This window comes from Microbacterium sp. TW_SC_2 (assembly GCF_055361165.1).
This window is the reverse complement of sequence record NZ_CM143952.1, coordinates 853,053-865,170: the sequence shown is the minus strand read 5'-3', so window position 1 is coordinate 865,170 and position 12,118 is coordinate 853,053. Positions and strand designations below refer to the sequence as shown.

The 12,118-nt window shown below is 70.2% G+C and carries 10 protein-coding genes; 3 read left to right on the top strand and 7 right to left on the bottom strand.

Annotation, left to right across the window (positions count from 1 at the left end; all coding sequences use genetic code 11):
- Nucleotides 1-296: 296 nt before the first annotated feature.
- The 5 genes from ACWA14_RS04090 to ACWA14_RS04070 form a co-directional block, all read right to left on the bottom strand.
- Entirely contained in the window at nucleotides 297-815 is a 519-nt protein-coding gene (locus tag ACWA14_RS04090) for a methylated-DNA--[protein]-cysteine S-methyltransferase (protein ID WP_463796209.1), read from the bottom strand.
- A complete protein-coding gene (locus ACWA14_RS04085) occupies nucleotides 812-2,320 on the bottom strand; it encodes a DNA-3-methyladenine glycosylase 2 family protein (protein ID WP_463796208.1) in 1,509 nt (502 codons plus the stop codon). Before ACWA14_RS04085 ends, ACWA14_RS04090 begins: the two co-directional genes overlap by 4 nt.
- Nucleotides 2,321-2,411: 91 nt before the next feature.
- Nucleotides 2,412-4,019 carry a bifunctional phosphoribosylaminoimidazolecarboxamide formyltransferase/IMP cyclohydrolase gene (purH, locus tag ACWA14_RS04080; protein ID WP_463796207.1) on the bottom strand — a complete coding sequence of 536 codons (1,608 nt, stop codon included), beginning with the start codon at nucleotides 4,017-4,019 and terminating at the stop codon, nucleotides 2,412-2,414.
- Nucleotides 4,020-4,065: 46 nt separating this feature from the next.
- Nucleotides 4,066-4,653 (bottom strand): phosphoribosylglycinamide formyltransferase, encoded by a 588-nt coding sequence (purN, locus tag ACWA14_RS04075; protein ID WP_463796206.1) that lies wholly within the window; start codon nucleotides 4,651-4,653, stop codon nucleotides 4,066-4,068.
- 59 nt (nucleotides 4,654-4,712) lie between these two features.
- On the bottom strand, nucleotides 4,713-6,068 hold the full coding sequence (locus ACWA14_RS04070) for a cell division protein PerM (RefSeq protein ID WP_463796205.1): 1,356 nt from the start codon (nucleotides 6,066-6,068) through the stop codon (nucleotides 4,713-4,715).
- A gap of 92 nt (nucleotides 6,069-6,160) precedes the next feature.
- On the opposite strand from ACWA14_RS04070, the gene ACWA14_RS04065 reads away from it, so the two are divergent.
- Entirely contained in the window at nucleotides 6,161-7,633 is a 1,473-nt protein-coding gene (locus ACWA14_RS04065) for an NCS2 family permease (RefSeq protein ID WP_463796204.1), read from the top strand.
- Between the two features lie 213 nt (nucleotides 7,634-7,846).
- On the opposite strand, the gene sucD is transcribed toward ACWA14_RS04065, so the two are convergent.
- Together sucD and sucC are read right to left on the bottom strand one after the other, a co-directional pair.
- Complete coding sequence (gene sucD, locus ACWA14_RS04060; protein ID WP_463796203.1) at nucleotides 7,847-8,749, bottom strand: succinate--CoA ligase subunit alpha; 903 nt, start codon at nucleotides 8,747-8,749, stop codon at nucleotides 7,847-7,849.
- A 42-nt stretch (nucleotides 8,750-8,791) separates the two neighbouring features.
- A complete protein-coding gene (gene sucC, locus ACWA14_RS04055) occupies nucleotides 8,792-9,958 on the bottom strand; it encodes an ADP-forming succinate--CoA ligase subunit beta (RefSeq protein WP_463796202.1) in 1,167 nt (388 codons plus the stop codon).
- A 137-nt stretch (nucleotides 9,959-10,095) separates the two neighbouring features.
- Between sucC and ACWA14_RS04050 the strand changes: the two genes are divergently transcribed.
- Nucleotides 10,096-10,758 carry a TetR/AcrR family transcriptional regulator gene (locus ACWA14_RS04050; RefSeq protein WP_463796201.1) on the top strand — a complete coding sequence of 221 codons (663 nt, stop codon included), beginning with the start codon at nucleotides 10,096-10,098 and terminating at the stop codon, nucleotides 10,756-10,758.
- A gap of 116 nt (nucleotides 10,759-10,874) precedes the next feature.
- The gene (locus ACWA14_RS04045; RefSeq protein WP_463796200.1) at nucleotides 10,875-12,110 is read left to right on the top strand and encodes an acyl-CoA dehydrogenase family protein; all 1,236 of its coding nucleotides are present in this window, start codon (nucleotides 10,875-10,877) and stop codon (nucleotides 12,108-12,110) included.
- The last annotated feature ends 8 nt before the right edge of the window (nucleotides 12,111-12,118 follow it).

The window sequence follows — 12,118 nt, the reverse complement described above, 5'->3', positions numbered from 1 at the left end:
GGGGCCGGGCGCAGGAACGGGCTCTCGGAGCCCGGCGTCCGGTGACGAGATGACGGGTGGTGGCTCTAGCGGAGCGGTCGCGCCGGGTGGGTGCCGAGAGCCGCGATCTGCACAGAGGCGATCGATGTCATGGTGTCCTCCTCAGGGGCTCGGCGTCGTCGTCCGGTCGGTGCGACAGCCCACCAGCCTATGTCTGTGAACCAGCTGGGTGCAAGAGTCATTCCCGATCGGCGTGTCCGAATGCGCGGCCTCCCCGGGCACCTCCCCCGAGGGCCGGGCCGAGCGGAGTGCGGTCCCTAGCCCCGCGCGGCGGACTCGCGGGCCAGGAGGCGCTCCTTGACACCGAGGCCCCAGGCGAACCCGCCGAGGGTTCCGTCCGTGCGCAGCACGCGGTGACACGGCACGAACAGGGCCGGGGCGTTGCGCGCGCAGATCGACGCGGCCGCCCGCACCGCCCGCGGGTTGCCGAGCCGAGCGGCGAACGAGGAGTAGGTCAGCGGCTCTCCCGGCGCGATCCCGCGCAGCGCAGTCCAGCCGGTCAGCTGCAGCGGGGTGCCGGTCTGAGCCACCGCGACCGAGTCGATCGCCGTGACATCACCGGCGTAGTACGCGGCGACGGCGTCCGCGGCCTCGGTCTCCGTCTCGCGCACATCCGCCGGGCGCCGTGCGGCGGGCAGGCGACCGAGCACGGTCTCGGCATCGGCGGTCCAGCCCGAGGAGAGCACGCGCTGACGGTCATCGGTCAGGATCGTGAACGGCCCGTCCGGCGTGTCCACGGTCTGGATCAGCGCGGTCGTCAGCATCAACGCGGTCATGAGTTCTCCTTCGAGGTCGAGCCGGGCTCGATGATCGGTCGGCGGCGGGCGGCCGCAGGGCGGCGCACCGGAGCGGCACGCCAGAGGTGCGCGGTCAGGTAGCTGCGCCAGGGCGCGGTGCGCTCGGCCCAGGCGGTCAGCGGGGCGGGGTCACCCGGGAGGCCGGAGGCGGCGGCTCCCGCGCGCATCGCGACATCGCCCGGCAGCAGGATGTCGGGATCGCCGAGCACCCGCATGCGCACGTAGTCGGCGGTCCACGGCCCCACTCCCGGCAGCGCGAGCAGGGCCGCGCGCTGCGCGGGCCCGTCGTCGCCGACGCTGAGCGTGAGCGAGCCGTCGGCGAGCGCGGCCGCTGCCCCGGTGATCGCGCGGATGCGGGCGGCCGGACCGCGCAGCACCTCGGGTCCGTGCGCCGCGATGGCGTCCATGGTCGGGAACAGGAGTCCGTCTTCGGTCCGCTCCCCCAGTGCCTCGGCGAGCGCCGACAGCGCCATACGGGCGGCCACCACGGTGATCTGCTGGCCGACCATCGCGCGGATCAGCATCTCGTGGGGGTCGGCGGATCCCGGCACCCGGATGCCGGGGGTCTGCGCGACGAGCGGTGCGAGCTCCGGGTGCGCCGACAGCGCTTCGTCGATCGCCTGCGGATCGGCGTCGAGGTCGAAAAGGCGCCGCACCGTCGAGACCAACGGCGCGAGGTCGGCGAGCTGGGTGACGCGAGCGCGCAGGTGCAGGCGCTCGGCGGCGTCCTGTCGCACCTCGAACCATGCCGGGCCGCCGGACATCCGCAGGTGTCGCGCGAAGGAGGTCGGCGTGGTCTCCTCGACGCCGGGCAGGGCACGCGCCTGCATCCACGCGAAGATACCGCCGGCATCGAGCGGACCCCGATAGGGCAGCACCAGATCGATGGTGCCCGGCACCACGGATGCGTCGGTTCGGCGCCGTGCTCTGAGCTCGCCGGGGGCGAGGCCGAACACCTGGCGGATCGTCTCATTGCCCTGGCGGATGCTGGCGAACCCCGCAGCGTAGGTGACGTCGGAGATGGGCATGTCGGTGCCGACGAGCAGCATGCGGGCCGTATGGGCACGGTGCGCCCGGGCGAGGGCGAGCGGGCCTGCGCCCAGCTCGCCGGCGAGCAGCCGCGTGAGGTGCCGGGGCGAGTAGCCGAGTCGGGCGGCCAGTCCCGGCACCCCCTCGCGCTCCACCACTCCCGAGGAGATCAGCCGCATGGCGCGCGCCGCGGTGTCGCCCCGCACGTCCCACGCCGGGGAGCCGGGCGCGGCCTCGGGGAGGCAGCGTTTGCAGGCGCGGTATCCGGCCTCGTGCGCGGCCGCACTGGTCGGATAGAAGGTGACGTTCTGCGGCTTCGGCGTGCGCGCGGGGCAGCTCGGCCGGCAGTAGATGCCGGTGGAGCTGACCGCGGTGACGAACTGGCCGTCGAAGCGGGTGTCCCGCGCGCTGATCGCGCGGTACCGCTCGTCGAAGTCGGTCACGGGGAGGCTCATGCCTCCACTCTGCCACGCACCGCCGACTCGAACTGGCGGAAATCGGACATCGCGGTGGCGCCTCCCCGTGCAGGACTCGGGGACCGGTGCCTCAGTGGAAGAAGTGCCGCTCTCCCGTGAAGAACATCGTCACGCCGGCCTTGCGCGCCGCATCGATGACCTCGCCGTCGCGCACCGAACCGCCGGGCTGCACGATCGCGGTGACACCCGCGTCGATCAGCACCTGCGCACCGTCCGCGAACGGGAAGAACGCGTCGGACGAGGCCACGGATCCGGCGGCCCGGTCTCCTGCGCGCTCGACCGCGAGACGGCAGGAGTCGACGCGGTTGACCTGGCCCATGCCGACGCCGACCGTGGCGTTGTCCTTCGCGAGCACGATCGCGTTCGACTTCACCGCGCGGCAGGCCTTCCACGCGAAGATGAGGTTCTCCATCTCCGCGTCGCTCGGACGCTCGCCCGAGACGAGCTCCCAGTCCTTGGCCACCGAGACGATGTCGTCGGGGAACCGGTCCGCGTCCTGCAGCAGCAGACCGCCCGAGACGAGGCGCACGTCCATCCGCTCCTGCTGCCAGTCCTCCGGCAGCTGGAGCAGACGCAGGTTCTTCTTCGCCTTGAACACCTCGAGCGCGGCCGGTTCGAACGAGGGGGCGACGATGACCTCGGTGAAGATGTCCTTGAGGTTCTCGGCCATCTTCAACGTGACCGTGCCGTTCGCGGCGATGACTCCGCCGTACGCCGAGACCGGATCGCACTCGTGGGCGCGCAGGTGCGCGCTGGCGATCGGGTCGAGCGCGTTCGGGGCGGTGGTGGCGATGCCGCACGGGTTCGCGTGCTTGATGATCGCGACGGCCGGCTTGATCATGTCGTAGGCGGCGCGCAGCGCGGCATCCGCGTCGACGTAGTTGTTGTACGACATCTCCTTGCCCTGGAGCTGGGTGGCCTGCGCGATGCCGTGCCCGCCGGCGCGCGTGTAGATCGCTCCGCGCTGATGCGAGTTCTCGCCGTAGCGCAGCGTCGCGAGCCGCTCCGCCTGGATCGTCAGGTGGGCGGGCAGATCACCGCCCGCGTTGAGCGTGCCCTCGGCGAACCAGGAGGCGACGGCGGTGTCGTAGGCCGCGGTGTGCGCGAACGCGCGGGCGGCGAGCTCGCGGCGCTGCGACAGCGTGGTGCCGCCGTCGGCGATCGCGGAGACGACGGCGGGGTACGACTGGGGCGAGACCACGATCGCGACGTTGGCGTGGTTCTTGGCGGCCGCGCGCACCATCGCCGGACCGCCGATGTCGATCTGCTCCACCACGTCGTCGCCCTCGGCGCCGGACGCGACCGTCTCCACGAACGGGTACAGGTTGACCACGACGAGATCGAAGGGGGTGATGTCGAGCTCGGCGAGCTGACGCTCGTGCTCCTCGAGGCGCAGATCGGCGAGCAGACCGCCGTGGATCTTGGGGTGCAGAGTCTTCACGCGACCGTCGAGCATCTCGGCGACGCCGGTGACCGCGGCGACGTCGGTCACCTCGAATCCCCCGTCCCGGATGGTCGCGGCCGTCGAGCCGGTCGAGACGATCTCCGCTCCCGCATCGGCGAGCGCCGCGGCGAGCGTGAGCAGCTCGGTCTTGTCGCTCACGGAGACGAGCGCGCGGCGGATCGGCACCGTGTCGCGATCGCGGTAGAGCGAGTGGTCGTGGCGGGGGCCGGCCATGAGGGGCTCCTTCGTGCGTGAGAGGTGAGGCGTACGGATCGGTGGGTCAGGAAGCGGGGGTCAGGGCGAGCTCGCCGGTGGCGATCGCGCGGACGACGTCGATCAGCAGGCGGCGTTCGACGGGCTTGATGCGCTCGTGCAGGCTGTGCTCGGTGTCGCCGCCGAGGATGGGCACTCGCTCCTGCGCGAGGATCGGACCGGTGTCGACGCCGTCATCGACGACGATGACGCTCGCGCCGGTCTGCGTGGCTCCGGAGGACAACGCATCGCGGACTCCGTGGGCGCCGGGGAACTCCGGGAGGAAGGCCGGATGCGTGTTGATCAGACGCGGAGAGTACCGGGCGACCAGCGACGGGGGGAGCAGACGCATGAGCCCGCTGAGCACCACGAGATCCGGCGTCCAGACGTCGAGCTGACGCCCGAGCTCCTCTCCCCACGCCTCGCGACTGTCGTGCTCGTGCCACGGGACGGTGAAACTGGGGATGCCGAACTCCTCGGCGTGGGCCAGCCCGTCGGCCTCGCGGTCCGCGCCGACCACGACGACCCGCGCAGGGAAATCGGGATGACGAGCGGCCTCGAGGAGGGCGCGAAGATTCGAGCCGGTGCCCGAGATGAGAACGGCGACCGTGAGCACGCGCCCAGTCTACCGGGGCACGGCACGTCGTTTCGTCGGCGGCCGCGCGCGGCCGGAGCTCAGTCGCGGCGTTCGCTCGGAGGACGGAAGCGGTCCGCGTCGAGCGGCGCCGTGTCATCCAGCCCCGCCGCGTCGATCCCCGCCGCTGCCCCGCGCGCGCGGTCCGGCGCCGACATCTCGGCGTTCCAGCGATCGAGACGTTCCTCGGCCAGCTCGTCGCGATTGCGGGGCGCCAGCAGGAGGATCGCGGCACCGAGCAGCACCTCGCCGCCCAGGGCGAGCGCGAACGGCAGGGGCGCGGGCCCGACCTCCGCCAGCCTCCCCGGCCCCATCGAGCCGTGCACGAACACCGCGGAGAGCGCGGCGACCCCGGCCGTGACCGCTCCGATCCCGACCGCGATGAGTGCGCGAGGACCCATCGTCAAGGGCGTCCCCTCCCACACCAGACGCGAGCGGACCGCCCACCCGGCGACCGCTCCGGCCGCGATCGGGATCAGGATGACGATCAGCATCCACATCGAGCTGTTCTCGGGCAGCAGTCCCAGGATCGGGATGCCGGGGACCACTCCGAGCTGCGTGCCGGCCGGCGAGACGGCCGTGCCGACCCCGACGGCGAAACCGGGCCCGGCGAACCACGACACCGCCCAGACCACCAGGGTGGGCAGGTAGACGAACTGTCCGAGCGCCAGGATCACAGCACCGAGCGCATCCACGCGCGACGACTGGAAGAGTGCGACGACCTCTCCCCCGCGCACGAGGGTCATCACCGCGATCGCCGATGCCCCGGCGCCGAGGAGTGCGGTCACCGTGAACGCGGTCCCCCGCACGATCGCGGCGGGTACCGGACCCCAGTCTCCCCAGGAGTCGACGATGTCATGCCCGCGGTCCACGAGGCCGCCGTCACCGTCCTCCCAGGCGATGCGCACCGCTCCGATGATCGCGCCGACGAGGTACGCCGCTGCCGGGGCGATGATCGCGAGCACCGGAGACGTGCCTGCGGCCTCCACCCACGACGTGAACGCGACGGCTGCACTGATCGCGGCGAACACGACCGAGCCGGAGAGGACTCCGGTCAGCCACGCGCCGGACTTCGCGGCGCGGGTGCCGGAACGCGCGGCGAACAGCACCGTGAAGAGGAGGAACGCCAGCGGAGTGATCGACACCGTGAACGTCGCGGCGGCCGGCGGGATCGCGAGGGCCACGAGCAGTTCGGGCGGGATCACGACGTCGATCGGAACGCCGTGACCGAACGCCCACAGCGTGCCGGTGAGCGGCCAGAGCGCTCCCCAGTCGGCGGTGATGCCGAACGCCAGCGTCCACAGCAGCGTCAGGGGCGCGAGCAGCACGACGAGACCGACTGCCGCCGCGATGGCGGCGTCGATGGCGGCGAGAAGCGCGACGAGGAGGCGTTGCATAGCGATTCGAGACTACGACGAGAACCCGCTCACCCCCTGCGGGCGCGCGCGGGGCGGGCGACACGATAACGTCTTCTCCGGAGGTTCCCCCGATGACAACTGCCCCGTCCCCTGTCCGCCCCGACGCCGAGCCCAAGAACGCTCTCGATCGCTTCTTCGAGATCAGCAGACGCGGATCCACCGTCGGTACCGAGATCCGAGGCGGACTGGTGACCTTCGTCACCATGGCGTACATCGTGATCCTCAACCCGATCATCCTCACCGGCGCCGCCGATGTCGACGGCACGACGCTGGACTTCAGCGCCGTCGGCGCCGCGACCGCCCTGACCGCGGGTGTCATGACGATCCTGTTCGGTCTCGTCACGCGCCTCCCCTTCGGCTTCGCCGCAGGCCTCGGCATCAACGCCTTCGTGGCCTTCTCCGTCGTGGGTCAGATCACCTGGGCCGAGGCCATGGCGCTCGTGATGATCAACGGCATCGTGATCGTGCTGCTGGCGGCCACCGGGCTGCGCAAGCTGATCTTCGACGCCGTGCCCTTCCAGTTGAAGATCGCGATCACGGTCGGCATCGGCTTCTTCATCGCGTTCATCGGCTTCGTGAACTCCGGTTTCGTCACCGCGACCGGCGCGGCGTCTCCGCCGGTCGGGCTCGGCGTCGCCGGCTCGATCGCGACGGTTCCCACCGTGCTGTTCGTCGCGACGCTGGTGCTCACCGGCATCCTCGTGGCCCGCAAGGTCAAGGGCGGCCTCCTGATCGGCCTGGTCACCGGCACCGTGCTCGCGGTGATCGTCGAGGCGATCTGGCACCTCGGCCCGCAGGTCGGCGCCGACGGCGAACTGAACCCCGGCGGCTGGAGCCTCACCGTCCCCACCCTGACGGGATCTCCCGTCAGCCTGCCGGATCTGAGCCTGATCGGCGCCGTCGACTTCGGGTTCGACTTCTCGAAGGTCAGCCTCGTCGCCCTCGTGATGATCGTCTTCACCCTGGTGTTCTCGAACTTCTTCGACGCCATGGGCACCATGACCGGTCTCGCGAAGGAAGCCGGTCTCGCGAACGAGAAGGGCGACTTCCCCCGGATCAAGTCGGCGCTCATCGTGGAGGGCGTCGGAGCGATCGCCGGTGGTGCGACGTCGTCATCGTCGAGCACCGTGTTCATCGAGTCCGGTGCGGGCATCGGCGAAGGAGCCCGCACGGGACTCGCCAACGTGGTCACCGGCGGGATCTTCCTGCTGGCGATGTTCCTCACCCCGCTCACCTCGATCGTCCCGACCGAGATCGCGGCGGCGGCGCTGGTCATCGTCGGAGCCATGATGATGGCGCAGATCAAGTACATCGATCTGGGCGACTTCAGCGTGCTGCTGCCGGTGTTCCTCACGGTGACGGTGATGCCGCTGACCTATTCGATCGCCAACGGCATCGGAGCCGGCTTCGTGAGCTGGGTGCTCGTGCAGTCCCTGTCGGGCAAGGCCAAGCAGATCAGTCCACTGCTGTGGGCCGTCGCCGCCGGGTTCGTGCTGTTCTTCGCACGCGGTCCGATCGAGGCGCTGTTCGGCGTCGGGATCTGACACACGGATTCACGAGAGGGGCGGATGCTGCGGCATCCGCCCCTTCTTCGTGCCTGTCCCGTGCGGCGTTCAGCGTCGTCATCCGGGCATGAAAGAAGGCCCCAGAGTGGAGTCCGGGGCCTTCTCTTCGATCCTAACGCAGATCAGAGCGCTTCGACACTTCGACGCGTCGCTGTGCTCCTCGCTCAGCTACCGGTCGGAGTCGCTCCGCGACTAGAGCGATTCGATCAGTGCGCGCATCAGGTCGGCCGTCTCGGACGGCGTCTTGCCGACCTTGACGCCGGCGGCCTCGAGGGCCTCCTTCTTCGCCTGCGCGGTACCGGCGGAACCGGAGACGATCGCGCCCGCGTGCCCCATGGTCTTGCCCTCGGGAGCCGTGAAGCCCGCGACGTAGCCGACGACCGGCTTGGTGACGTGCGCCTTGATGTACTCGGCCGCGCGCTCCTCGGCGTCTCCGCCGATCTCGCCGATCATGACGATCGCCTTCGTCTCGGGGTCGGCCTCGAACGCGGCGAGCGCATCGATGTGCGTCGTGCCGATGACCGGGTCGCCGCCGATGCCGATGGCGGTCGAGAAGCCCAGGTCGCGCAGCTCGAACATCATCTGGTAGGTCAGGGTGCCCGACTTCGACACGAGGCCGATCGGTCCCTTGCCGGTGATGTTCGCGGGGGTGATGCCCACGAGCGCCTCACCCGGGGTGATGATGCCGGGGCAGTTCGGGCCGATGATGCGCGTCTTGTTGCCCTTGCTCTGGGCGTACGCCCATGCCTCGGCCGAGTCGCCGACGGGAACGCCCTCGGTGATCACGACGAGCAGCGGGATCTCGGCATCGATGGCCTCGATCATCGCGTCCTTCGTGAAGGCGCCGGGGACGAAGGCGATCGACACGTCGGCGCCGGTCTCCTTCATGGCCTCGGCGACCGAGGCGAAGACGGGCAGCTCGACGGCGTTGCCGTCCTTGTCGGTGTGCGAGACCGTGGTGCCGGCCTTGCGGGCGTTCACGCCTCCCACGACCTGGGTTCCGGCCTTCAGCATGAGCGCCGTGTGCTTGGTGCCCTCGCCGCCGGTGATGCCCTGGACGATGACCTTGGAGTCCTTGTTGAGGTAGATCGACATTCTCTTAGTCCTTAAATTCCGGTCCCTGAGCCCGACGAAGGGTCAGGCGTTGGCGAGCTCGGCGGCCTTGTCGGCGCCCTCGTCCATGGTGGCGGCCAGGGTGACGAGCGGGTGCGCATACTCGGCGAGGATCGCGCGACCCTCGTCGACGCGGTTGCCGTCGAGGCGGACGACGAGCGGCTTGGACGCCGTGGCGCCCAGCGTCTCGAGGGCGCCCTTGATGCCGTTGGCGACGGCGTCGCACGCCGTGATGCCACCGAAGACGTTGACGAACACGCTCTTGACCTGCGGGTCGCCGAGGATGACGTCGAGGCCGGCGGCCATGACCTCGGCCGAGGCTCCGCCGCCGATGTCGAGGAAGTTCGCCGGCTTCACGCCGTCGTGCTTCTCGCCGGCGTACGCGACGACGTCGAGCGTCGACATGACCAGCCCTGCACCGTTTCCGATGATGCCGACCTCGCCGTCGAGCTTCACGTAGTTCAGACCGGCGGCCTTGGCCTTGGCCTCGAGCGGGTCGGCGGCGTCCTTGTCCTCGAGCGCCTCGTGCTCGGGGTGACGGATCTCGGAGGCGTTCTCGTCGAGCGTGACCTTGCCGTCGAGCGCGATGATGTCACCCTCTTCGGTGAGGACGAGCGGGTTGACCTCGACGAGCGTGGCATCCTCGCCCTTGTAGACGTCGTAGAGCGTGACGAAGACGTCGGAGACCTTCTCGATGAGCTCGTCGGGGAAGTTCGCCGCACGAGCGATCTCGACGGCCTTCTCCTTGTCGATGCCCGTGAGCGGGTTGACCTCGATGCGCGCGAGCGCTTCGGGACGCTCGACGGCGAGCTCCTCGATCTCCATGCCGCCCTCGACCGAGCAGAGGCTCAGGTAGGAGCGGTTGGCGCGGTCGAGCAGCACGGAGAAGTAGAACTCCTCGGCGATGCGGGCGCCCTGGGCCACCATGACGCGCTTGACGACGTGGCCCTTGATGTCGAGGCCGAGGATGGCCTTCGCGGCTTCGTAGGCCTCGTCGGGGGTCTTGGCGACCTTGACGCCGCCCGCCTTGCCACGGCCGCCGGTCTTCACCTGGGCCTTGACGACGACCACTCCACCGATCTTCTCGGCGGCCGCCCTCACCTCTTCCGGGGTGTCCGCGACGATGCCGGCGAGAACCGGCACTCCGTACTTTTCGAAAACGTCTCGTGCCTGGTACTCGTACAGATCCACTGTGGTTCCTTCACTGGGCTGCTGTCTGGTAATTCTCTCGATGTCGAGACATCGACCAGTCCCCCAGCCTACTACCTCGGCGTCGACGTTCTTCCTGCCCCTGCGCCCCGCGCGCGGCGAGGTCTAGGCTTTCGCCCATGCACGAATCCGCAGAACTGCGCACCGGCGTCGTGGCCGCCGCGCTCGAGCTCTTCGCCACCCAGGGCTTCGACCAGACCTCCGTGGAACAGATCGCGAAGGCGGCGGGAGTCTCGCGGTCGACCTTCTTCCGCCAGTTCGGCGGCAAGGAGGACGTGGTCTTCGCCGATCACGAAGCCCTGCTGAACCGGCTGCGGGAGTTCCTCGCCGAGGGGCACGACGACCCCTGGGGCGCGGTGTGCGCGGCATCCGAGTCGGTCTTCTCGCATTTCGCGAACGATCCGGAGCTCGCCCGGCGCCGCTACCAGATCGTGCGCGAGGTGCCGGTGCTGCGCGAGCGCGAGATCATCACGGTGTTCCGGTACGAGCGGCTGTTCGACGAGTACCTGCGCGGCGCGCTCCCCGGAATCGATCCTCTGGATGCCGTCGCCTTCGCCGCCCTCGTGACCGCCGTGCACAACCATGTGCTGCGGCAGCTGCTGCGCGGCACGAAGAAGGTGCCGCTGTCGACCCTGCAGTCCGCGTTGGCCGATGTCCGGCGCCGCTACGGCGTCGCCGCGGAGACCCCGCCGAGCGCTCCGGATGACGTCGTGGTCGCGGTCTTCCCGCGCTCGATGCCGGTCGCGGAGATCACCCGCCGCCTGCGCAGCCAGCTCGACTGAGCACTGCTTAGCCGTGCGGCGTGCGTCCCGGCGCGCCGCGACGCACGTCCTGCTGCGTCAGGTGGTGGAACCGAGTATCGAGGCGTACGATACCTGGTGTCATCGAAGGAGTCTCCATGAGCAGCGAAGCCCTCCCGTTCCCCGGCGAGCGCGTCTCGTCGTACGACGTCACCGGACGTCGGGACAGCGACTACTACGCGGTGTTCAGCGACATCCCCGCCCCTGACCGCGCCGTCTGGGATCGGGCGAAGGCCTACATCGACGAGGTCGGCCCGCAGATGGCGGATGCCTGGGATCGCGCGGAGTATCCCCTCCACGCCGCCCGACGCATGGGCGAGCTGGATCTGGTGGTCGACGGCATCGAGCACCCGGGCCTGACCCGTCTGTCCCCTCTGGCGGCGGGGCTCGTGAACATGGAGATCTCCCGGGGGGACGGCTCGCTCGGCACGATCCTCGCCGTGCAGGGCGGCCTCGCACTGCGCACGCTCGCCCTGTTCGGCTCGTCCGCTCAGCAGGAGCGCTGGCTCGCGGCACTGGCCGATGCCTCGGTCCTCGGCTCCTTCGCGCTCACCGAGCCGGACCACGGCTCGGACTCCGTCTCGCTCGAGACCACGGCGCGGCGCGACGGCGAGAGCTGGGTCATCCGCGGCACCAAGAAGTGGATCGGCAACGGCGCCTCCGGCGGCATCACCTTCGTGTGGGCGCGGGTGGACGACGAGACCGCCGACGAGCACGGTGCCGTGCGGTGCTTCCTCGTCGAGCAGGACACTCCCGGGTACACCGGCACGGTCATCCGCGGCAAGGCCTCGCTCCGCGCGATCCATCAGGCGCACATCGTGCTCGACGACGTGCGCGTGCCGCTCGACGCCGTGCTGCCCGGCACCCACAGCTTCAAGGACGCCTCGGTCGTGCTGTACGCCACGCGCTCCGGCGTCGCGTGGTCGGCGCTCGGCCATGCCACCGCCTGCTACGAGGCCGCGCTCTCGTACGCCCAGCAGCGGGTGCAGTTCGGCAAACCGCTCGCGAAGTTCCAGATGGTGCAGGAGCGCCTCACCCACATGCTCGAGGATCTCACCGCCATGCAGCTCTACTGCCGGCGGATGGCCGACCTGGAGACCGCGGGTGCGCTGCGACCCACCCAGGCGTCACTGGCGAAGTTCCACAACACCCGAGCCGCCCGCCGCATCGCGTCGACCGCCCGCGACCTGCTGGGGGGCAACGGCATCCTGCTCGAGAACGGCGTCATGCAGCACATGGCCGACATCGAGGCCATCCACACCTACGAGGGCACCGAGAGCGTGCAGGCGCTGCTGCTCGGTCGCGACATCACCGGGATGAGCGCCTTCGCCTGAGCAGGGCA